At 29.9% G+C, this 21,303-nt stretch carries 19 protein-coding genes; 12 read left to right on the forward strand and 7 right to left on the reverse strand.

Annotated elements, in window-relative coordinates:
- Positions 1-23 precede the first annotated feature (23 nt).
- From MHN29_RS05505 to MHN29_RS05530, 6 genes are all read left to right on the forward strand, one after another.
- The gene (locus MHN29_RS05505; protein WP_235274349.1) at positions 24-1,337 is read left to right on the forward strand and encodes a peptidoglycan DD-metalloendopeptidase family protein; all 1,314 of its coding nucleotides are present in this window, start codon (positions 24-26) and stop codon (positions 1,335-1,337) included.
- 7 nt (positions 1,338-1,344) lie between these two features.
- Positions 1,345-2,913 (forward strand): glucose-6-phosphate isomerase, encoded by a 1,569-nt coding sequence (gene pgi / locus MHN29_RS05510; protein WP_235274348.1) that lies wholly within the window; start codon positions 1,345-1,347, stop codon positions 2,911-2,913.
- A gap of 137 nt (positions 2,914-3,050) precedes the next feature.
- Positions 3,051-5,681 (forward strand): carboxypeptidase-like regulatory domain-containing protein, encoded by a 2,631-nt coding sequence (locus MHN29_RS05515; RefSeq protein ID WP_235274347.1) that lies wholly within the window; start codon positions 3,051-3,053, stop codon positions 5,679-5,681.
- A 146-nt stretch (positions 5,682-5,827) separates the two neighbouring features.
- A complete protein-coding gene (locus MHN29_RS05520) occupies positions 5,828-6,250 on the forward strand; it encodes a hypothetical protein (protein ID WP_235274607.1) in 423 nt (140 codons plus the stop codon).
- A 63-nt stretch (positions 6,251-6,313) separates the two neighbouring features.
- Positions 6,314-7,042: a 1-acyl-sn-glycerol-3-phosphate acyltransferase gene (locus MHN29_RS05525; protein WP_235274346.1), complete on the forward strand. Its 729-nt coding sequence runs from the start codon at positions 6,314-6,316 to the stop codon at positions 7,040-7,042.
- 32 nt (positions 7,043-7,074) lie between these two features.
- Positions 7,075-8,055, forward strand: a complete 981-nt coding sequence (locus MHN29_RS05530) for an acyl-ACP desaturase (RefSeq protein WP_235274345.1) — start codon at positions 7,075-7,077, stop codon at positions 8,053-8,055.
- A gap of 32 nt (positions 8,056-8,087) precedes the next feature.
- On the opposite strand, the gene MHN29_RS05535 is transcribed toward MHN29_RS05530, so the two are convergent.
- The 3 genes from MHN29_RS05535 to MHN29_RS05545 all read right to left on the reverse strand — a co-directional run bounded on the left by MHN29_RS05535 (position 8,088) and on the right by MHN29_RS05545 (position 10,566).
- Entirely contained in the window at positions 8,088-8,870 is a 783-nt protein-coding gene (locus tag MHN29_RS05535; RefSeq protein WP_235274344.1) for an amidohydrolase, read from the reverse strand.
- A 12-nt stretch (positions 8,871-8,882) separates the two neighbouring features.
- Positions 8,883-10,229, reverse strand: coding sequence for a hypothetical protein (locus MHN29_RS05540; protein WP_235274343.1), 1,347 nt, complete (start codon positions 10,227-10,229; stop codon positions 8,883-8,885).
- Positions 10,230-10,320: 91 nt separating this feature from the next.
- Entirely contained in the window at positions 10,321-10,566 is a 246-nt protein-coding gene (locus MHN29_RS05545; RefSeq protein ID WP_235274342.1) for a hypothetical protein, read from the reverse strand.
- A 144-nt stretch (positions 10,567-10,710) separates the two neighbouring features.
- Between MHN29_RS05545 and MHN29_RS05550 the strand changes: the two genes are divergently transcribed.
- Positions 10,711-13,467, forward strand: coding sequence for a PD-(D/E)XK nuclease family protein (locus tag MHN29_RS05550; protein ID WP_235274341.1), 2,757 nt, complete (start codon positions 10,711-10,713; stop codon positions 13,465-13,467).
- Here the strand turns inward: MHN29_RS05550 and MHN29_RS05555 are convergent.
- Entirely contained in the window at positions 13,464-13,997 is a 534-nt protein-coding gene (locus MHN29_RS05555; protein WP_235274340.1) for a GNAT family N-acetyltransferase, read from the reverse strand. The two genes, MHN29_RS05550 and MHN29_RS05555, sit on opposite strands and share 4 nt — an antisense overlap.
- A 9-nt stretch (positions 13,998-14,006) precedes the next feature.
- The gene (locus MHN29_RS05560) at positions 14,007-14,429 is read right to left on the reverse strand and encodes a molybdenum cofactor biosynthesis protein MoaE (RefSeq protein ID WP_235274339.1); all 423 of its coding nucleotides are present in this window, start codon (positions 14,427-14,429) and stop codon (positions 14,007-14,009) included.
- Positions 14,430-14,505: 76 nt separating this feature from the next.
- On the opposite strand from MHN29_RS05560, the gene MHN29_RS05565 reads away from it, so the two are divergent.
- The 3 genes from MHN29_RS05565 (at position 14,506) to MHN29_RS05575 (ending at position 18,431) form a co-directional block, all read left to right on the forward strand.
- Positions 14,506-16,053: a hypothetical protein gene (locus tag MHN29_RS05565; protein ID WP_235274338.1), complete on the forward strand. Its 1,548-nt coding sequence runs from the start codon at positions 14,506-14,508 to the stop codon at positions 16,051-16,053.
- Between the two features lie 9 nt (positions 16,054-16,062).
- Positions 16,063-17,250, forward strand: coding sequence for a phosphoglycerate kinase (gene pgk / locus MHN29_RS05570; RefSeq protein WP_235274337.1), 1,188 nt, complete (start codon positions 16,063-16,065; stop codon positions 17,248-17,250).
- Between the two features lie 140 nt (positions 17,251-17,390).
- Complete coding sequence (locus tag MHN29_RS05575) at positions 17,391-18,431, forward strand: NADP(H)-dependent aldo-keto reductase (RefSeq protein ID WP_235274336.1); 1,041 nt, start codon at positions 17,391-17,393, stop codon at positions 18,429-18,431.
- A 71-nt stretch (positions 18,432-18,502) separates the two neighbouring features.
- Here MHN29_RS05575 and MHN29_RS05580 read toward each other — a convergent pair whose 3' ends face one another.
- Together MHN29_RS05580 and trpS are read right to left on the reverse strand one after the other, a co-directional pair.
- On the reverse strand, positions 18,503-18,808 hold the full coding sequence (locus MHN29_RS05580; protein ID WP_235274335.1) for a DUF6370 family protein: 306 nt from the start codon (positions 18,806-18,808) through the stop codon (positions 18,503-18,505).
- Between the two features lie 10 nt (positions 18,809-18,818).
- Entirely contained in the window at positions 18,819-19,787 is a 969-nt protein-coding gene (gene trpS, locus MHN29_RS05585) for a tryptophan--tRNA ligase (RefSeq protein WP_150898279.1), read from the reverse strand.
- A 95-nt stretch (positions 19,788-19,882) separates the two neighbouring features.
- Here trpS and MHN29_RS05590 point away from each other — a divergent pair, with 95 nt between their 5' ends.
- Positions 19,883-20,677: a 1-acyl-sn-glycerol-3-phosphate acyltransferase gene (locus MHN29_RS05590; RefSeq protein ID WP_235274334.1), complete on the forward strand. Its 795-nt coding sequence runs from the start codon at positions 19,883-19,885 to the stop codon at positions 20,675-20,677.
- On the forward strand, positions 20,649-21,290 hold the full coding sequence (locus tag MHN29_RS05595) for a hemolysin III family protein (protein WP_235274333.1): 642 nt from the start codon (positions 20,649-20,651) through the stop codon (positions 21,288-21,290). Before MHN29_RS05590 ends, MHN29_RS05595 begins: the two co-directional genes overlap by 29 nt.
- The last annotated feature ends 13 nt before the right edge of the window (positions 21,291-21,303 follow it).

A 21,303-nucleotide genomic window follows, 5' to 3' on the forward strand; every position in this document is an offset into this window, starting at 1 on the left:
AACTCAATTTTAAAACAACTTTTTTGAAAAAACTCATCTTCCCTTTTCTTAGTCTCGTATTTTTATTTTTTATCTCGTGTAAAGAGGAAAAGAAAGCTCCTGTAGAACCAGTTGTTAAAATTGAGAAACCTAAACCTGTTTATGTATTTGGGTATAATTTAGATGATTATGATATTGTTAATGATACCATAAAAAACGGAGAAAGTTTTGGTATTATATTAGATAGGCATCATGTGATGTATCCAAAAATCAATCAAATTGCTACAAAAATAAAAGATACTTTTGATGTAAGGAGGATACGATCAGGAAAAGCATACACCATTTTAACATCTAAAGATTCATTAGCAAAAGCACAAGTTTTTATTTATAAACAAGATAAAGTAAATGCAATGATAGTAGATTTTAAAGATTCTATTATATCTGCATATAGATTTAAGAAAAAAGTAAAAACGGTTGAAAAAGAAATAGCTGGAGAAATATATTCAAGTTTATCAGTAACTATGGATAGCTTAGGATTAAGGCCTACTTTAACAAATACTGTTGCCGATATTTATGCTTGGACTCTTGATTTTTATAGATTACAGAAAGGAGACAAGTTTAAATTAATTTACGAGGAACGTTTTATTAATGATACTACCTTTGTTGGGTATGGAGAAATAAAAGCAGCTATTTTCAATCATAAAGGTGAAGATTTACACGCTTATAAATTTGTAGCAGATTCTGTTAAGAATATTGCTGAATATTATGATGAAAAAGGAAATATGCTAAGACGTGCCTTTTTAAAATCGCCAATAAAATTTCAATATAGAATATCTTCTAGATATAACTTAAGAAGACGTATTAAGTTATATGGTAATAGAATTAGAGCTCATAAAGGAACCGATTTTGCAGCTAAATATGGAACACCTATTATGACTACTGCTAGTGGAACCGTTGTAGAATCTGCTAGAAGAGGAGGAAATGGTAACTACGTAAAAGTAAAACATAATAGTACTTACTCAACACAATACTTACATATGAAAAGAAGGAATGTAAGAGTAGGTGATTATGTAAAACAAGGAGATATTATAGGTTGGGTAGGAATGACAGGAAATACAAGTGGACCACATGTATGTTATCGATTTTGGAAAAATGGAAGACAAGTCGATCCTTTTAGACAAAAACTACCTTCTGCAGAACCATTAGACCCTAAAATAAAACCAACTTTTTTTAAATTTATAGAACCATTAAAAAAGCAGTTGGATACTATACCTTTTCCAGAAAAGAAACCTAGAATAGCTGAAGAAAAAAAAGATACACTTTTAGCTAAGAAATTAGAAGTAATAGAAAAACACTAAATCAATTATGCCTTTACCAAACATAAATCCAACTCAAACAGAGTCATGGAAAAAGTTGACAGAACATTTTAACGAAGCAAAAAACAATAGTTTAAAAGAGTTATTTCTAAAGGATAAGAATAGGAAGAAAAATTTTTCTATTTGTTATAATGATTTTGAAGTAGATTATTCAAAAAACCATATAACAGAAGAAACAATTAGTTTATTGGTTTCTCTAGCAAAAGAAGTAGGCTTAGAAGCTGCAATAGAAAAATGTTTTTCAGGAGAAAAAATAAATGAAACAGAAAATAGAGCAGTATTACATACAGCTTTAAGAAGTAATTCTGAAGAACCTGTCCTTGTAGACGGTAAGGATATAAAACCTAAAGTACAAACAGCTTTAAGAAAAATAAAAAGCTTTAGTAATAAAGTTATCTCAGGTAAGTGGAAAGGATATACAGGAAAGTCTATTACCGATGTAGTTAATATTGGTATTGGAGGTTCAGATCTTGGTCCTGATATGGTAGTGGAAGCATTGCAATATTATAAGAACAAACTAAATACACATTTTGTTTCTAATATAGATGGTGATCATGTTTCAGAAGTATTAAAAAAATTAGACCCTGAGACTACATTATTTGTAATAGTATCAAAAACGTTTACAACTCAAGAAACATTAACCAATGCAAATATGATTAGAGATTGGTTTTTAAAATCAGCTACAGTTTTTGATATAACAAAACATTTTGTTGCAGTATCTACGAATTTAGAAGCTGTAAATAGTTTTGGTATAGACAAGAAAAATGTTTTTCCAATGTGGGATTGGGTTGGCGGAAGATTTTCTTTATGGTCAGCAGTTGGTTTGTCAATAAGTTTATCAGTAGGTTATGATAACTTTAAAGAGTTATTGAATGGAGCAGAAGAAATGGATGTTCATTTTAAAACAGCTGATTTCGATAAAAACATTCCTGTAATTTTAGCATTATTAAGTGTTTGGTATAATAATTTTTATGGAAGTGAAACAGAAGCAGTACTTCCATATAGTCAATACTTATCTAAACTTCCAGCATATTTACAACAAGCTATTATGGAAAGTAATGGTAAGGGTGTAGATAGAAATGGAGAAGAAATAAATTACCAAACAGGAACAATCGTTTGGGGAAGTACAGGAACGAATATGCAACATGCATTTATGCAATTAGTTCATCAAGGAACAAAATTAATTCCTACTGACTTTATTGGGTATGAAGAATCATTATATGGTTTAACAGATCACCATAAAAAGTTAATGGCTAATTATTATGCACAAATGGATGCTTTAGCTTATGGAAAGACAAAAGAAGAAGTTCATTTAGAGTTAAAGACAGAAAATAAACTAGACCATATAAATAAATTACTACCTTATAAAGTATTTAAAGGAAATAGACCAAGTAACTCACTTTTGTTTAAAAAATTGACTCCAAAGACATTAGGAATGTTAATTTCAACTTATGAACATAAAATATTTACACAAGGAATAGTGTGGAATATTTACTCTTTTGATCAGTTTGGTGTTGAATTAGGTAAAGAACTTGCTAAAAAAATGCTAAAAAACTAAAAAAAAACATTAAAATTTAACTTCTTGTTTATCAGGCACTGTTAAGTCAATGTTAAAAAACTTAACATTAAGTTAATATTAACAAGGTATAAAAGCAAGACCTTTGCCTCCGCATTTAATAACAATTAGATTAAACAATGAGAAAATTTAAAAATGTTTTACTTGTAGCTTTATTCTTTGCAACGGCTACAATTTTAGGACAAACTAAACTTACTGGTACAGTGGTTGACGAAATGGGTGAACCATTACCAGGAGCTAGCGTTGTAGTTAAAGGGACTACAAATGGAACAGCGACAGATTTTGATGGAAAGTTTATGATAAACGCAAATTCAAATTCTGGAGCAGTAGTTGTATCTTTCGTAGGGTACAATAGTAAAGAAGTAGCTTACTCTTCAGCAAGTACTAATTTAGGAACTATTGAATTAGAACCAGCTAACATTTTAGATGAGATAGTTGTAGTTGGAACAGGAATTGTAGATTTAGTAAAAGATAGACAAACTCCAATCGCAGTTTCAACTATTAAAGCAGCAGAGATTCAAGAAAAAGCAGGTAACCAAGAATTTCCTGAAATTATGAAATCTACTCCTTCTGTTTATGTAACAAAGCAAGGTGGAGGTTTTGGAGATTCAAGAATTAACTTACGTGGTTTTGATCAATCTAATACAGCATTCTTATTAAACGGACAACCAATTAATGGTATGGAAGATGGTAAGATGTACTGGTCTAACTGGTCTGGAGTAACAGATGTTGCAAACGCTGTTCAGATTCAGAGAGGTTTAGGATCTTCTAAATTAGCAATTTCTTCTGTAGGAGGTACTGTAAATATTGTAACAAAATCTACTGATAAAAAAGAAGGTGGTTTTGTAAAAGGATTAGTTGGTAACGACGCTTACTACAAAGGTACAGTAGGATACTCTACAGGTAAAAATGAAGATTCTCCTTGGGGAGTTACAGCTTTATTTACTCACTGGCAAGGTGATGGATATAACGATGGAACTAGAGGTCAAGGACAAAACTACTTTATCTCATTAGGATATGAAATTAACGAGAAGCATAACTTAAACTTCTTAATTACTGGTGCTCCACAATGGCACGATAACAACTTCTCTAAATCAATTCAGACTTTCTTAGATAAAGGTCATAGATTTAACGATAACTGGGGTTACGAAAATGGTCAATATAAGACTGAAAGAAGAAACTTCTACCACAAACCAGTAGCTAACTTAAACTGGGATTATAAAATTAATGATGTATCTTCTTTATCTACTGTATTATATGCTTCTTGGGGACGAGGAGGAGGAACTGGTAGAGTTGGTGGTGGATTATCATCAAGCGACAGATACGATGCTAACGGACAAGTAGATTTTGACGCATTAAGAGCTCACAATGCTACTATAGCAGGTGGAATTGGACAAGAAACTTTCCCAGCAAACGGATATGCTTTAAGAGCATCTGTTAACAACCACGAGTGGTATGGTTTAGTATCTAACTATAACTTAGATATAAATGAAAACTGGACTTGGAATATTGGAGTTGATGGAAGACACTATGAAGGAACTCACTTTAGAAATATCGTTGATTTCTTAGGATTACAAGGAATGACAACTACAAACCCAGGAAAAGGAACATATACTTTAACTGAAGCGTTTGAAGCTAACCCTTGGAGTGCTTTATTTAGCCCAAATAACGATCGTAACCAAAGATATGCTTGGGATTACGAAGAGACTATCCAATACATTGGAGGTTTTACTCAGTTTGAGTTTAAGAATGATAATATGTCCGCTTATGTGCAAGGTGCTTTATCTACTCAAGGTCACCAAAGATATGACTATCATAACTATGCTAACCCAGCTGATATCAAATCAGAAAAAGTTAATAACGTAGGATATAATGTTAAAGGAGGAATTAACTTTAAGTTTGATGAAAAGAATAACTTCTTCATGAACATGGGACACTATTCTCGTCAACCTTTCCACGATAATATTTTCTTAAACTTTAGAAACGAAGTAGATCCAGCAATGGTTAACGAATTAGTTTCTGGATTAGAAATGGGTTACGGTCATAGAGGAGAGAAATTTGCTGCTAACGTAAACTTATACTATACAGTATGGGAAAACAGAGCAAACAGAAATACGACTTTTAGATTTTTCAACGGAGCTCGTCAAGTAGTTACTTTCTTATACAAAGGTATTACACAGGCTCACAAAGGATTAGAGGTTGACTTTACTTATAGACCAATCAATGGTTTAGAATTAAAAGGATACGGTTCTTTTGGAGATTGGGAATATGTTGGAAATACACAAGTAACTGCATTCGACGAACAATTAAACGTTGTTAATGGAAGTCTTAATATTGGTAGCTCAATTGATGTTGATGGATTTAAAGTAGGAGATGCTGCTCAAACAACTATTGGATTAGGAGCTTCTTATAGATTCTTAGACGGATTCAAAGTTGATGCTGATTGGAATTACTTCTCAAACTTATATTCTGATTTCGTACCAACTCAAAGTAATGGTGCTATCGAATTACCAAACTATGATTTATTCGATTTAGGTTTATCATACAAGTTTGATTTAACTGAAGAGTCTTCATTACAGTTTAGAGCTAACGCGAACAACTTATTTAATGAAGTTTATATCTCTGATTCTGATACAAACATCGCTGCTGATTCTGATCCAAACAACAACTGGAATGGAGTTAACAAAAACAACAGAGTTTATTTCGGATTCGGAAGAACTTGGAACTTTGGAGTTACTTATAAGTTCTAATTCTTAACAAAGAATAAAATTTAAAACCACCTCAATTGAGGTGGTTTTTTTATGCATAAAAAACAGTAACTTTGCAAGTAACAAAAACTAACAAATTTTGATGTAATTATTAGTTACATCACTCTATAAAATTAAGTGAAGATATGATGAAAACAATACATTCTTATTGGGCATATATAGTATTAGCCGTATTAGTTTATACAGTTATAAATGCAATAATTGGTTTAGTACAAAAAAAAGAATTTACTCATAAAGAATTCCGTTTAGGTTTATTTACTTTAATAACGGCTCACATTCAATTATTAATAGGTTTAGGGTGGTATTTTATGTCTCCTTGGTATAAAGCCTTAAAAAGTAACGGAGGAGAGGTTATGAAAGATTCTGGAGCACGTTTGTTAGCCTTAGAGCATCCAATAATGATGCTTATTGCAATTGTATTGATAACAATTGGTTGGTCAAAGCATAAAAAGCAAGTTAAGAGTGAAGCAAAATTTAAAACTTTTGCAATTTTTTATGGATTAGCATTGGTAATAGTACTATCAAGAATTCCATGGAATAATTGGTTTTAACACAGATATATAGTCCCGCTTTCGCGGGATTTTTTATTTTTGCAGATTATTAAAAATAAAATAATGAAATTCTTAAGCTATATATTGTCATCAATTTTTGCATTGGTGTTCTTTTCTCTACTATTAATATTTCATCCTTTACAATGGATTGGCCTAAAATTGTTTGGTCAAAATGGACATCAAAATGTGGTAGATATAATGAATTGGTTTTTAATTAAATCACTTCTAATCTTAGGAATTAGAGTAAAAGTTGAAAATAAACATGATTTGCCAGAAAACACAACACTAATTTTTGTTGCAAATCATCAAAGTACATTTGATATTCCGCCAATTATTTGGTATTTTAGGAAACACTACCCAAAATTTGTATCCAAAAAAGAACTAGGAAAAGGAATTCCAAGTATCTCTTTTAATCTAAAGCATGGAGGAGCGGCTTTAATTGATAGAAAAGATTCTAGACAAGCTTTAACAGAGTTAGCAGGGTTTTCTAAAAGAATTAATAAAAATAAATGGTCTGCGGCTATATTTCCAGAAGGAACAAGAAGTAGAACAGGAAAACCTAAATCATTTTCAGTTAATGGTCTTAAAATGATTACAAAGTATAATCCTGAAGCGTATATTGTGCCACTAACAATTAACAATTCATGGAAAGTGTTTAAGTATGGTAAATTTCCATTAGGTTTAGGAAGTCCCATCAAAATTAAAACACACCAACCAATAAAAATTGATAGTTTACCGTTTGATGAGTTGATAGCAAATGTAGAGTCGACCATCAAAGAGTCAATTGAATAACCCCCTTATAAAAATTAAAATTAAATATAATTATGTCATTACAAAACATTAGAAAGGAAGTAATGCAAACGCTGGAAAAAAATATTGACAGTTTTGTAGACAAATTCTTAATCCCAATTGAAAAAATCTGGCAACCAACAGATTTTTTACCAAATTCTCAAAAAGATTCTTTTATAGAAGAAGTAAAAGAAATTCAAGAACTTTCTAAAGAGCTTGATGATGATTTTTGGGTAGTTTTGGTTGGAGACACAATCACAGAAGAAGCTTTACCAACATACGAATCTTGGTTATTAGATTTGGATGGAGTAACACAGCAACCAGATAATGGTTGGGCAAAATGGGTTCGCGCTTGGACAGCAGAAGAAAATCGTCATGGAGATGTATTAAACAAGTATTTATATCTTTCAGGAAGAGTAAATATGCGTGAAGTAGAAATTTCTACTCAGCATTTAATTGCTGATGGATTTGATATTGGAACAGCTACTGATCCTTACAAAAACTTTGTATATACAAGTTTCCAAGAATTAGCAACGTATATTTCACATAATAATGTAGCTAAGATAGCTAAGAAAAAAGGACATAAGGCTTTAGCGAAAATGTCTAAAATTATAGCTGGAGATGAAATGCGTCATCACATTGCTTATACAGATTTTGTGAAGGAAATATTTAAAATAGATCCAAGTGAAATGATGTTAGCTTTTCAACACATGATGAAGCATAAAATAGTAATGCCTGCAATGCACTTAAGAGAGTCTTTTGGAGAAAAAGGAAGTTTATTTGATGATTTCTCTACAGTAGCTCAAAGAATAGGTGTATATACAGGTTTTGACTATGTTGATATTTTAAGGAAGTTAAACAAAGCTTGGGAGATTGATAAAATCACTGGTTTAACTCCAGAGGCAGAAAAAGCAAGAGATTTCTTAATGAAATTACCAGATAGAATGTATCGAATTACAGAACGTATTGTAGTTCCAGACACCAAATTTAATTTTAAGTGGATGATACCAGCTTAAAACAAAAAAGCAACCTTTTAAAGGTTGCTTTTTTATTGAAATATAAAATTGTCTTGATCTTCTAAAAAGCGAAATCTATTTCTAACTTTAAGTTGAGATTCTTTATCTAGTTCAATTATTATAGAAACTTCTTCGTTATCATTCTTTTTATCTACACAGTTTCCTAGCATATCATAAGCAACAGAGTTACCATTATATTCATAGTTGTTAGCATCAACCCCTACTCTATTTACACCAATAGTATAACTCATATTTTCAATAGCACGAGCTTTTAATAAAGTGTCCCAAGCTTCAATACGAGGTTTAGGCCAGCTGGCTACATATAATAATAAATCATAGTTTTCAGTATTCCTAGCCCATACAGGAAAGCGTAAATCATAACAAATTAAAGGACATATTTTCCATCCTTTATAATCAATAATCTTTTTAGTTTTTCCAGCAGTATATACTTCATGTTCACCAGCTAATGTAAACGTATGTTTTTTATCGTAAGAATCTATTTTTCCCGAAGGATGAACAAAAAGTAATCTATTATAATAATTGCTGTTTTCAGTAATAATAATACTTCCAGTAATAGCACAGTTTTTCTCTTTGGCTAATTTAAGCATCCAATTCACCGTATTTCCTTCCATAGTTTCGGCAATATTTTCTGGGGTCATAGAAAAACCAGTAGTAAACATTTCAGGAAGAATGATTAAATCGATAGTATCAGAAATAGCCATAATTTTCTCTTGAAAGCGATTTCTGTTTTTAGTTGGATTTTCCCATACAAGATCAGCTTGTATAAGAGCAATTTTTAATGTTTTTGAGTTCATCTTTTTGTGTTTTTAAGAGAAGTCAATGTCTTCTACTTTTATTCTTAGTGATTTAAGAATACTAAAAAAGATAAAGTTAGTTTTTATTTCTTTTTCTTTTATAGAAGAACTGTTATTTATTATTGAAAAAATTTCTGGTAGAAGTTGATGATTTTCAAGGCTCTGCATATCTTCTTGCTTTAGTTTTAAATTAAAGCTTTCTAACCAAGATCTAAATTCCTTTATAGGTATAGTTTTCGACTCTTTTATAATATCAACAATAACTTTAATTAAAGTTATTGTTTTTAAAGAGTTTTCAATAGTTGTTTTGTCAACTGATTCTGTAAACTGATATAAGATTTTTTCCATTACCTCTTTTCTATCGTTCAATGAAGAAAAAATATATTTTGTAGATAAATAATTAAGGAATTGATAAAAAGAATTTAATTCACTTTCAACTAACAAAGGAATAATATTAGTTAGTTTTATAGGAGTTAACTTTGTTTGTAGTTTAGAGATATCTTCTTTTGTTAGAAAGATGATTTCTTTTTCAAATAGTAAATTATCATATCCAAAGAAAAATGAGCTAACACTTTTATTAAATGTTAATTCTTTTTTTAATTCATCTGAATAAAGAAAAGCTTGAAATTTAGTTTTAGAAACAGGAGCAAATTTAGAAACAGAAGACTCAATAAAATCAAAGTAATTGTTTGAGTTTTTATAAGGCGTCAATTCGTTGTTGAATTCATTAGGAAAATTTTGATTAAAGACTTTACCTCTATAGGATCCAGATGTTTTAAAGGGGTATATAAGTGTAGAGATGTAATCAAATATCTGAGTTGATGTACGATGCAAAGAGAAAAAGTTGGCTACTAAATCTTGTTTATATATATCATTTAAATTGGAATTTATATTATGTAGAAAAAGACTATTTGTATAGTAATTAGGTAAGTAAGACTCTTTTAACAAGGAGTAAACTTTTTGTACTGTATACATAAAGTCTTTTCCAATTCCATTTTCATCATAAACGATAGAATATAATATAGAGGATGAAAATATTTTCCCTGCTTGTTTAGAACCATTAAATGCTTCTAAAATTAATGAAAGAATATTATTTGGATTGGTTAGAATAATATCTAGATTGATACCTTCATAGTCATAATTGAATTGTTTAAGATTACTTGTTTTTTCTGACAATATGATAATGTCAACATCAGAATTTTTATTGTTTATATTCTTTAGATTTTTAATTTGATGGTTACTACCTACAATTATTATAGCATTGATTTTTACATTTTGATAATGAATATTAATTACAGAAGCAATATTTGAAGCTATGTTTTTATTGTCTGTAATGTCATTAATTAAGGATTTTAGCATAAGTTTCTTTTTAAAGCATTTTTAAAATAATAAAACCTCATTTAAAATAAAAATGAGGCTTTACCGATAATTTAATAAGTATATCTTTTAATTAACTGTCATGGTCACATTCATAACCATTTCCAACATAGGTGCAGATTGCTGATTCACCATGTATACCACCTGTTGGATGATACCACCAATCGGCTCCCCAACATTCAGCTTTACATTCTTCTAATGTGGCAAACCAATCACCAATATTACCACCACCTTTAATTTCTTTTAATTCTTGATTACTAAGTTCTTTAGAATTTGCAATTTTTGTTAAGGATTCCCTTAAAGATTTTAAATTTTTCATAAAAATAATTTTTAATTAAGCAAACCAAATATAAATTTTTAATTTATAAAAAGCTATTAATGGATGTGAAAAATATAAATATTGTACTTTCGGCTTTGAAATAATAATAAAAACCTTTTTCAATTTTTAAATAATAAAAACCCGATGAATTCCTTTATTTCAGAGACTTTGGATGCTATTTCGCAAACAACAAAAACGTTTGAAAATGTTGTGTTTATATTACCATCTCAAAGGGCAGGTGTATTTGTTAAACAAGATTTTAAGAATAAAATTTTAGCAGGTTTTTTACCTCATATAGTTAACATTGGCGATTTTGTTGAAGAAATTTCTGAAATAAAAAAAGCAGATAGTGTTCAGTTATTATTTCATTTTTATACAATTTATAAAGAAATAGTAGAGGATCCAGATCCATTTGACAAATTCTCTTCTTGGGCATTTACAGTATTACAAGATTTTAATGAGATAGATCAACATTTAATTAATCCTCGTGATATTTTTGTGTATTTGAGAGATATACACCGTTTAAAAAAGTGGTCGGTAAAAGGAGAGTTTAAAGAAACTGAACTAATCAAAGATCACTTTTCTTTTATGGAAGAGTTGGAAAAACTATACGAATCTTTATATCAGTTTTTAACAGACAATAAAATAGGTTATCAAGGAGTACTGTACAGGGAAGCAACTAAAAAAGTAGTGGATTATGTGCAAAGAAATAAAGATAAGAAGTATGTTTTTATAGGGTTTAATGCATTGAATAGTGCTGAAGAATATATATTTCAAGAGTTTTTAACTAGTGAAACTACAGAAGTTTACTGGGATATTGAAAAAACGTTTTATGAAGGAACTCATCAAGCAGGAAGCTTTCTAAGAAAATATAAAACTACTTGGAAACATTATCAAAATAATCCAATTCAAACGATTAAAGATTATTTTTCTGAACCAAAAAACATCCAAGTAATTGGAGCGTCAAAAAATATTACTCAAATAAAATATACAGGTGAGATTTTATCAAAATTACCGAGTTATAATAATACAGCATTAGTACTGGCTGATGAGACTTTATTACCAATTACTCTAAATTCCTTGCCAAAAAATGTAGATGCAATAAATATAACAATGGGATATCCACTAAAAGATATTCCTACAACAAGTTTAATTTTTGCTGTTTTTCAATTGTTTATCAATCAAGAAAAATTACAAAAACAAGAAGAAGGGTTATTTTATCATAAAGATGTTGTTCGATTGGTAAAAGACGCAACCATATATAGACTTTTACAAATAGAAGAACAAAAAAATATTGCAGATGTAATTTCTGAAGCTATCGTAAAAGAGAACAATACGTTTGTAGATAAAGAGAAAATTAATGAGTTTCTTCTTCCTTTAGAAGATAAAATAAAGGAGGTAATCAATAATGTTTTTAAACCATTTACATCAATAAGCGATTTTTTATCAAGAATATTAGAGCTCATCAATGTTTTAAAAGATACAGCAAACGATTTAGAGAAAGAATACTTGTTTAGGTTTTATACAGCATTTACACAATTACAAAACTTACATAACGAGTTTAATTATGTACAAGATTTAAAAACATTACATCAGTTTTTTAAACAGTTAATTCAATCAGAAAGTTTGTCTTTTCAGGGAGAACCTTTACAAGGTTTGCAACTTATGGGAGTGCTAGAAACACGTATGTTAGATTTTGAAAACGTAATTATAACTTCAGTAAATGAGGGAGTGTTGCCAGCAAGTAGTCAGCAAAATACATTCATTCCTTTTGATGTAAAAATAGCATTTGGACTTCCAACATATAAGGAAAAAGATGCTCTTTTTTCTTATCACTTTTTTAGATTATTACAAAGAGCAAAGAACATTTATATACTGTATAATACTGAACATGATGTATTTGGAAGTGGAGAAAAAAGCCGTTTTGTAACACAGTTAGAAATGATGAGAGATGATATTACTGAGGAAACAATAAGTCCAAAAGTAGTAACATCACCAGTAAAACTCAAAGAAATACAAAAAGATGAAAAAGCTTTAGAACGATTGCAAGAACTGGCAAGAAAAGGGATATCACCGTCTGCATTAACAAACTATTTATACAATCCGATAGCTTTTTATAAACAAAAAGTTTTAAAAATAAATGAGTTTGAAAATGTAGAAGAAACTGTGGCAGCGAATACAATGGGAACAGTAGTTCATGATACTCTGGAAGAATTATATAAGCCGTATTTAAATAAGTTTTTACAATTAGAGGATGTACAGCAAATGCATAAGAAAAGAGAAGAACTTGTTGTCTTTTTCTTTTCAAAGCATTTTAGAAACGGAGATATAAAAACGGGTAAAAACAGGTTGGTTTTTGAAGTTGCAAATCGTTTTGTGAAAAATTTTTTAACAAAAGAGGAGCAATTATTAAAAGATAAAAATAACCAATTAAAAATTATAGCAACAGAGCAAAACTTGGCTGCTGAAATAGCTGTTGAAGGAATAGAGTTTCCGATAAAAATACATGGACAGGTTGATAGAATTGATGAACTAAACGGAGTAACCCGAATTATTGATTATAAAACAGGTATGGTTAGTTCAACCAATTTGAAAGTTATCGATTTTGATAGTATTCGTGAGTTAAAATATCATAAAGCAATACAAGTAATGTTATATGCTTTTTTATATACTCAAAATACTAAGTTTGATTTTTCTAAAGAAATAGAAGCGGGAATAATTTCTTTCAAGAATTTAAAAAGTGGGTTTTTAAAAATGAATTTCTCATCAAATTATAGAAAGCCAGATAATTTAGTAACAGAAGAGAAATTGAGTGAGTTTATGGTAGAGATAAAAGAGGTTTTAAAAGAAATGTACAATCCAGAAGTTAGTTTTATGGAACCAGCAGATTTACCGTATTAAATATCCATATAAACAATAATCCAATTTTGGTTATTAGATTTATAAATAGTTAACTCTTTAAATCCAATAGCCTTGTGCGCGTTTAAAGACCGAATATTCTTAGCATCAATTTCAGTAATAATAGCATCATAGGTATTAGAAAATGCATTTTTCATTTCTTCGTATAAGTTTCTGAAAATACCCTTGCCTCTGTAATTTTTATCAATACAAACTTGTCCCATCAAAATATAGTTATCCTCTTTTTTAGAAGATTTATCAATTTCATTAAACATAGGAACTAAAACAGGAATTTCTTTCCTAAATATTTTAGACATGGATAAAGCATATCCAATAACTTGTTCCCCATGTTTAGCAATAATATGAGGATGGATATCATGCATTTGTGTTAAAAGCTCAATAGAATGTTGTACAGTTACAAAACCTTGCTCCTTCTTCTCAATATCAGTTAAGTTTTGAGGTAAATTACTAAATTGTAAAGCTATAATTTGCTTTAGTTCTTCAACGCTTGATGTTGTTTTGTACTGTATCATAAAAAAGAGTTATGGATGAGCATTTACCCAAACTTCACCATCTTCAAAGTATTCTTTTTTCCAAATAGGTACAGTTTCTTTTAAAGTGTCGATAGCAAATTGACAAGCATCGAAAGCAGCTTTTCTATGAGGAGAAGAAACTGTAATAATAACAGGGATATCTTCTATTTGTAATAAACCTTCGGCATGATGGATAGCAATTTTCTTAATAGGGAATTTATCCAAAGCTATATCGGCAATTTTTCGCATTTCCTTAATAGCCATGGGTTTATATGTTGAAAAATCTAGCTGAGTAACACTTTTGTTTTGAGTAGCATTTCGTACAGTTCCAACAAAAACAGCGATACCACCACAAGAAGGATCAGTAACAAAATTGTAACATTCTTGTAGATTTAATTTTTCTGATTTTATTAGAACAGAAGTGTTTTCCATATTGATTAAAATAAGGTTAAATGTATTGCTAAAATATAGTATTTTCGACAACTAAATTTATCAAAACATAATTGCAATGAAAAAAACACTTTTTTTAGTATTTTTTATTCTTATTTCATTAAAAATAAAGGCACAAGAAAGTCCAATAGATGTTACTTTATTTAAAAGTGACGTTCAAAAAGAAAAACAATCAAATATTTTAAGAACTATTTTCAAAGACGAGTCTAATAAGTTATATGTACTTAAAACTTCAGAAAATGAAAAGTACTTTTATATAGATGTTTTTGATAATGATTTTAAAAAGATAAAATCATTTGAACATAAAATAGAAAAAAGACGAGGAGTATCTGCAAGTTTTTTAAATGGAGATATTCTAGGCTTTATTGAGTATTATAGAAATAAGAAAGAAAAAAAGATAGAAGCTTTTTTATATACCTCAGTAAAAGAAGAACTTAATTTTACCAAAAGAAAAATTTTCGAAGTTACTACAGATAGGTATCCATCATTTTTTGCATCTATTTTTTCAGGATCTAAAATAGATAGGGATTTTGAAGGTAATTTATCTTTTTCAAAATCAGGTAAATATAATGTGTTTAATATAGATTCTTCTGATAAAAAAAATGAACATCATAGTATCTTAGTTTTTGATGAAGATTTTAATCAACTTTGGGAGAAGGAGTTTGAGTTACCATACAAAGACAAGCAATTTAAACTTCAAGATGTAAAAGTGTCGGATGAAGGAGAAGTATCTGTTTTAGGGAAAGTATATCCTAAAAAGAAGAAAAAGAAAAAAGGAGGGAATTATCATTATGAGTTATTTAAAATCACAGAAAACAATGTAATTTCAACAAAATTGTCTGTAGAAGATCATTTTGTAGCAACATTGGAATTAGATTTTACACCAGAAAATAAACTAAGTTGTATAGGTTTTTATTCAGATAGAAATGAGTTTAGGTTTAAAGGAGTATGTTCTTTTATTATTGATCCAGAAAACCTGAATATAGAAAACTCTAAATTTTCTCCATTTACCGAGCAATTTTTAATGGATAAATATGGGAAATCGAAAGATAAAGAGTTGAGTAATATTAGGTTTAAAAGCGTTTCTTATCCAGATGGAGGAGGAATGATTATTACTGCAGAAGAATTTTTTATAACAACAACATATGTTTACAATCGGTTTGGTGGATATACAAGAATATCATACAATTTTGACGATATAATTACATTGAAATTAAGTGATGAAGGGGATTTATTATGGGCTAGAAATATCAATAAAGCACAAACATCAGGATATTTTTCAAATCCATTAATGTCTTTCGGTACAGCACAATATAATAATAATGAGTATCTTATTTTAAACGCTCATAAGAAAATGGGAGAGTTATCAGGAGGTAGAATAAAATTTAGAGAAAGCTTTTTATGGAAGGCAACAAGGAATAATACCAATTTATATATTGTTAAATTTGATGCCGATGGAAACTTTATTTACAAAACCTTATTAGCAAATAAAGAAGAAGTAGCTCCTTTTAATTGCCGATATATAGAACAAGTTTCAGATAATGAGTTAATTTTATACGGTGAAAGAAGAAAGAAAAGACAATTTTTAAAAATAACAATCAACTAAATTTAAGTAATGAAAACACTTAACGATTTTAATTTCGAAAATAAAAAAGCATTAATACGAGTAGATTTTAATGTTCCTTTAAATGATAGTTTTGAGGTAACTGATGATACCAGAATACAAGCAGCTAAGAAAACGATTATAAAGATTTTAGAAGATGGAGGAAGCTGTGTGTTAATGTCACATTTAGGAAGACCAAAAGGAAAGGAAGATAAATTTTCATTACGTCATATTGTAGACAAAGTAACCGAAGTAATAGGAGTACAAGTTAAGTTTGTTGATGATTGTGTTGGTGATAAAGTATCAGCTGCGGTTGCTGATTTAAAAAATGGGGAGATTTTATTACTAGAAAATTTACGTTTTTATTCAGAAGAAAAAGCAGGAGATGTTGCTTTTGCTGAGCAATTATCTAAATTAGGGGATGTATATGTAAACGATGCTTTTGGAACTGCTCACAGAGCACATGCATCTACCGCAGTAATAGCACAGTTTTTTCCAGAGAATAAATGTTTTGGAAATTTATTAGCTACCGAAATTGAAAGTATTGATAAGGTTTTAAACAATTCAGAAAAACCAGTAACAGCAATTTTAGGGGGAGCTAAAGTATCGTCTAAAATAGGTGTGATTGAAAATATTATTGAAAAAGTAGATCACATTATTGTGGGAGGAGGAATGACATTCACTTTTATTAAAGCTTTAGGAGGAACTATCGGAAACTCGTTAGTAGAAGATGATAAGTTAGATTTAGCTTTAGAAATATTAGAAAAAGCGAAAGCCAATAATACAGAAATACATTTACCAGTAGATGCAGTAATTGCGGATGCTTTTTCAAATGATGCCAATACTCAAGAAGTAGATACAACTAAAATTCCTGAAGGATGGATGGGATTAGATTGTGGGCCAAAAACATCAGAAAAGTTTGCAGAAGTAATAGCAAAATCAAAAACTATTTTATGGAATGGACCATTAGGAGTTTTTGAAATGGAAAAATTTGCAACAGGTACAGTAGCACTTGGAAATGCAATTGCAGAAGCAACAGCGAATGGTGCATTCTCTTTAGTAGGAGGAGGAGACTCGGTAGCAGCAGTTAAGCAGTTTGGTTTTGGAGATAAAGTAAGTTATGTGTCTACAGGAGGAGGAGCTATGTTAGAAATGTTAGAAGGACAAACTTTACCAGGAATTGAAGCTATTTTGAAATAGAATAAATAGAGAAACAGAATTTTTAGTTAGATAATTAAATAAGAATCCCGCAATTAGCGGGATTTTTTTGTGTTAATTTTAAGAAGAAAAGATTATAAAAACCTTGTATTTTTACAAGGATAATATTTGAGAATTAACTTATGAAGTATACAACATTACCAAATACAGATATAAAAGTTTCTAAAATATGTTTAGGAACAATGACTTGGGGAAATCAGAATACAGAGGCTGATGGACACGAACAAATGGATTATGCCTTAGAACAAGGAGTGAATTTTTTTGATACTGCTGAATTATATTCAGTTCCAGCAACTCCTGAAACCTATGGAGCTACAGAAAAAATTATTGGGTCTTGGTTTAAAAAAACAGGAAACAGAGACAAAGTAGTATTGGCTTCAAAAATAGCAGGAGGCGGTGCTTATACGGCTCATATTCGTGAAGGAAGATTTGGAAGAGAAAATATAAAAGAAGCTGTAGAAGGGAGCTTAAAAAGGCTGCAAACAGATTATATAGACTTATATCAATTACATTGGCCAGATAGAGGTGTAAATTGTTTTGGTGTTCGCGATTATCCTTATGAAACTTCAACAAAAGAAGCAGAAAACCATTTAGAGATTTTAGAAACTTTAAATGACCTAGTAAAAGAAGGTAAAATTAAGCAAGTAGGGTTGTCAAATGAGACGCCTTGGGGAACCATGAAGTATTTGCAAACAGCAGAAGAAAAAGAACTACCGAGAATGGTTACAATTCAAAATTCATATTCATTAATCCATAGAGGTTACGAGTATGGAATGTCTGAAGTATCTATGAGAGAAAATATAGGATTGTTAGCGTATTCACCATTAGCACAAGGAGTATTATCTGGTAAATATTTAAATGGACAAACACCAGAAGGAGCAAGAGGAACTTTGTTTCCAAGATTTATAGCAAGATATATGTCTGAAGGTTCTTTAAAAGCAGTGGAAGAATATCAGAAAATAGCTGTAAAACATGGATTAACACTTTCTGAATTATCATTGGCATATATCAATCAGTTACCATTTGTAACGAGTAATATTATTGGTGCAACAAAAATGAGCCAATTAAAAGAAAACATTAATTCTATTAATATTGATTTAAGCAAAGAGATTTTAGGAGAAATTGAAGCGGTACACGCCGTTATTCCGAACCCAGCACCTTAATCAGATGAAATATAAAAACAAAAAACCGAAGTAAATCACTTCGGTTTTTGTTTTTATGATATTATATAAAGTTATTCTACTATTTTAAAAGAACTAACTTTAAATTTTTCGTTTTCTAATTTACCAGTAACTTCTACCTTTCTAATTGCATTACAAAAACCAATATTTTCATCGTGTGCATCACCATAATCGTCAATATGAGCACCTTCAACAAAATAAGCTTTGCCATCCATTTTTATGGCTAAATCACATCCACGTTGGGTTTTTAGCTCAAACTGACATTGTCCACAAGAAGCTTCTGCAACAAAAGTTTTTTCCTTTGGTTGCGTACATGAAAGTAATAAAAGTATACTACTAAAAGTAAAAAGAGATTTCATAATTAATTTTTTAGTAACCTACTTTATCACGTACTCTCTTTAAAACATCTTTTGCAATTGCACGAGCTTTTTCAGCACCAATAGCTAAAGCTTCATCAATTTCGTTACGATTTTCCATATAGTGGTAATATTTCGCACGAACATCTGAGAATTTTTCAAGAATTAACTCATACAAAGCCTGTTTTGCATGACCATATCCGTAGTTTCCTCCTTCGTAGTTAGCACGCATTTCAGCAATTTGCTCATCAGAAGCTAATAATTTATATAAGGCAAAAACATTATCAGTATCAGGATCTTTAGGGTCTTCAAGAGCTAAACTATCTGTTTTAATACCCATAATTTGTTTACGTAACTTCTTTTCAGGTAAAAAGATATCGATAAAGTTATCTCTAGATTTACTCATTTTTTCACCATCGGTACCAGGAACTAGTTTAGTGTTCTCATTAATTTTAGCTTGAGGTAAAACCAAAGTATCACCAATAATATTATTTAGTCTACTAGCTACATCACGTGTCATTTCTAAATGCTGTAATTGATCTTTACCAACAGGAACAACTTCAGCATCGTATAATAAAATGTCGGCAGCCATTAACATTGGGTAAGTAAATAATCCAGCGTTTACATCCGATAATCTGTCAGCTTTATCTTTAAAACTGTGTGCTAAGGTTAAACGTTGGTATGGGAAATAACAACTTAAATACCAAGTTAACTCGGTAACCTCAGGAATATCACTTTGACGATAAAAAACTGTTTTAGAAATATCAATTCCACAAGCAAGCCAAGTAGCAGCAGTACTGTAGGTGTTTTCACGTAATTGCTCACCATCTTTAATTTGTGTTAAAGAATGCATATCGGCAATAAATAAAAACGATTCATTTTTAGGATCGTTAGCCATTTCAATGGCAGGTAAAATAGCTCCTAATAAATTCCCTAAATGTGGGGTTCCTGTACTTTGTACTCCAGTTAAAACTCTTGACATATTTCTTCTTGAAATGTTTTGTGTAATTATTAAATAATGCTAGCAAAAATAAGGTTAAAAATCATCAAACAAAAGAAATTACTACATTCGCAGTTATGATTAAATATTTACTATTTCCTTTTCGATTGATTTGGCGCTTATGGTTTTATGTGTTGATTTTAGTTTCAGTAGTAGTAATGTCGCCTTTTTTACTCATATTAACTTCTAGTGAAAAATATTACCCAGTATTTTGGAAACTAATTAGAGCTTGGTCTTTTCTTCTGATTTATGGAATGGGTTTCCGATTAAAAATTGATAAAAAAGAAGAAATAAAAAGAGACCAAAGCTATATGTTTTGCGCAAATCATGCGTCGTTATTAGATGGATGGGTAATGTGTGCAATGAGTAAAAATCCAATTGTATTTGTAGGAAAGAAAGAATTAGTAAAAATTCCAATCTTTGGGTTTTTCTACAAAAAAGTGGTAATTATGGTTGATAGAAGTGATGCAGAGAGTAGAAAGCGAGTATATGAACAAGCAAAAAGAAGACTTAAAAACGGAACAAGTATTGCAATTTTTCCAGAAGGAATGGTGCCTACTGAGAATATAACTTTAGCGCCATTTAAAAATGGAGCATTTAGTTTAGCTATAGAGCATCAGATACCTATAGTACCTCAATTATATTTAGATTGTAAGCGATTGTTTTCATGGGACTTTTTCAAAGGAGCTCCTGGAACTTTTAGAATTAAACAATGTGAGTTTATAAAAACAAAAGGACTTACAATGGATGATAAGGATACTCTTAAAAAGAGTACTTTTGATATTATGTACAATGAATTGACTAATGATGAGTTGTATATGAAAGACACAAATAGACCAAATAATGAGCGAGAATTTAAATCACCGTTATAGCGAAAAAGAAGAGAAACTAAATGTTTTAACTCACGGGTTTGGATTACTATTAAGTTTTCTAGTTTTTCCATTTTTAATATCAAAGTCTATTACATATACTAGTTTTTGGGAAGTGTCAAGCTTTATTATTTATGGTATAAGTTTAATAATTTTATATGCGGCATCTACTTTTTATCATGTTACAAAAGAACCTAGGTTAAGGAGAAGATTAAATATTTTTGACCATGCTGCTATTTATGTTTTAATAGCGGGTAGCTACACTCCTTTTTGTTTAATTGTTTTGCCTGAAGAAACCGGATGGTATTTATTTGTTTTTGTTTGGTTATTTGCTTTAACAGGAGTTGTTTTAAAGTTATTTTTTACAGGTAAGTTTGATAAGCTATCTACAGCATTATATTTAATAATGGGATGGCAAGTCGTTTTCTTAATTAAACCTTTAATGGAAAATTTATCCTCAGAAGGATTGTTTTATTTAATGGCAGGAGGTATCTTTTACACAGTAGGAGCACTATTTTATTCGATAGGGAAAATAAAATATAACCACGCAATTTTTCATGTATTTGTGCTTTTAGGAAGCTTTAGTCATTTTTTGACCATATTTTTTTACATGTAAAAATTAAAGGCTA

The sequence above is a fragment of the Tenacibaculum sp. Cn5-46 genome (assembly GCF_022347705.1).
Classification (GTDB): domain Bacteria; phylum Bacteroidota; class Bacteroidia; order Flavobacteriales; family Flavobacteriaceae; genus Polaribacter; species Polaribacter aiptasiae.

What these genes read in the sequence shown, in the direction of transcription:
- MHN29_RS05565 (WP_235274338.1), top strand. Translation starts at nt 14,506, where the DNA reads ATGAAAAAAACACTTTTTTTAGTATTTTTTATTCTTATTTCATTAAAA.
- MHN29_RS05545 (WP_235274342.1), bottom strand. Translation starts at nt 10,566, where the DNA reads ATGAAAAATTTAAAATCTTTAAGGGAATCCTTAACAAAAATTGCAAAT.
- MHN29_RS05560 (WP_235274339.1), bottom strand. Translation starts at nt 14,429, where the DNA reads ATGGAAAACACTTCTGTTCTAATAAAATCAGAAAAATTAAATCTACAA.
- pgk (WP_235274337.1), top strand. Translation starts at nt 16,063, where the DNA reads ATGAAAACACTTAACGATTTTAATTTCGAAAATAAAAAAGCATTAATA.
- MHN29_RS05515 (WP_235274347.1), top strand. Translation starts at nt 3,051, where the DNA reads ATGAGAAAATTTAAAAATGTTTTACTTGTAGCTTTATTCTTTGCAACG.
- MHN29_RS05590 (WP_235274334.1), top strand. Translation starts at nt 19,883, where the DNA reads ATGATTAAATATTTACTATTTCCTTTTCGATTGATTTGGCGCTTATGG.
- MHN29_RS05535 (WP_235274344.1), bottom strand. Translation starts at nt 8,870, where the DNA reads ATGAACTCAAAAACATTAAAAATTGCTCTTATACAAGCTGATCTTGTA.
- MHN29_RS05540 (WP_235274343.1), bottom strand. Translation starts at nt 10,229, where the DNA reads ATGCTAAAATCCTTAATTAATGACATTACAGACAATAAAAACATAGCT.
- trpS (WP_150898279.1), bottom strand. Translation starts at nt 19,787, where the DNA reads ATGTCAAGAGTTTTAACTGGAGTACAAAGTACAGGAACCCCACATTTA.
- MHN29_RS05555 (WP_235274340.1), bottom strand. Translation starts at nt 13,997, where the DNA reads ATGATACAGTACAAAACAACATCAAGCGTTGAAGAACTAAAGCAAATT.
- MHN29_RS05530 (WP_235274345.1), top strand. Translation starts at nt 7,075, where the DNA reads ATGTCATTACAAAACATTAGAAAGGAAGTAATGCAAACGCTGGAAAAA.
- MHN29_RS05580 (WP_235274335.1), bottom strand. Translation starts at nt 18,808, where the DNA reads ATGAAATCTCTTTTTACTTTTAGTAGTATACTTTTATTACTTTCATGT.
- MHN29_RS05595 (WP_235274333.1), top strand. Translation starts at nt 20,649, where the DNA reads ATGAGCGAGAATTTAAATCACCGTTATAGCGAAAAAGAAGAGAAACTA.
- pgi (WP_235274348.1), top strand. Translation starts at nt 1,345, where the DNA reads ATGCCTTTACCAAACATAAATCCAACTCAAACAGAGTCATGGAAAAAG.
- MHN29_RS05550 (WP_235274341.1), top strand. Translation starts at nt 10,711, where the DNA reads ATGAATTCCTTTATTTCAGAGACTTTGGATGCTATTTCGCAAACAACA.
- MHN29_RS05525 (WP_235274346.1), top strand. Translation starts at nt 6,314, where the DNA reads ATGAAATTCTTAAGCTATATATTGTCATCAATTTTTGCATTGGTGTTC.
- MHN29_RS05575 (WP_235274336.1), top strand. Translation starts at nt 17,391, where the DNA reads ATGAAGTATACAACATTACCAAATACAGATATAAAAGTTTCTAAAATA.
- MHN29_RS05520 (WP_235274607.1), top strand. Translation starts at nt 5,828, where the DNA reads ATGAAAACAATACATTCTTATTGGGCATATATAGTATTAGCCGTATTA.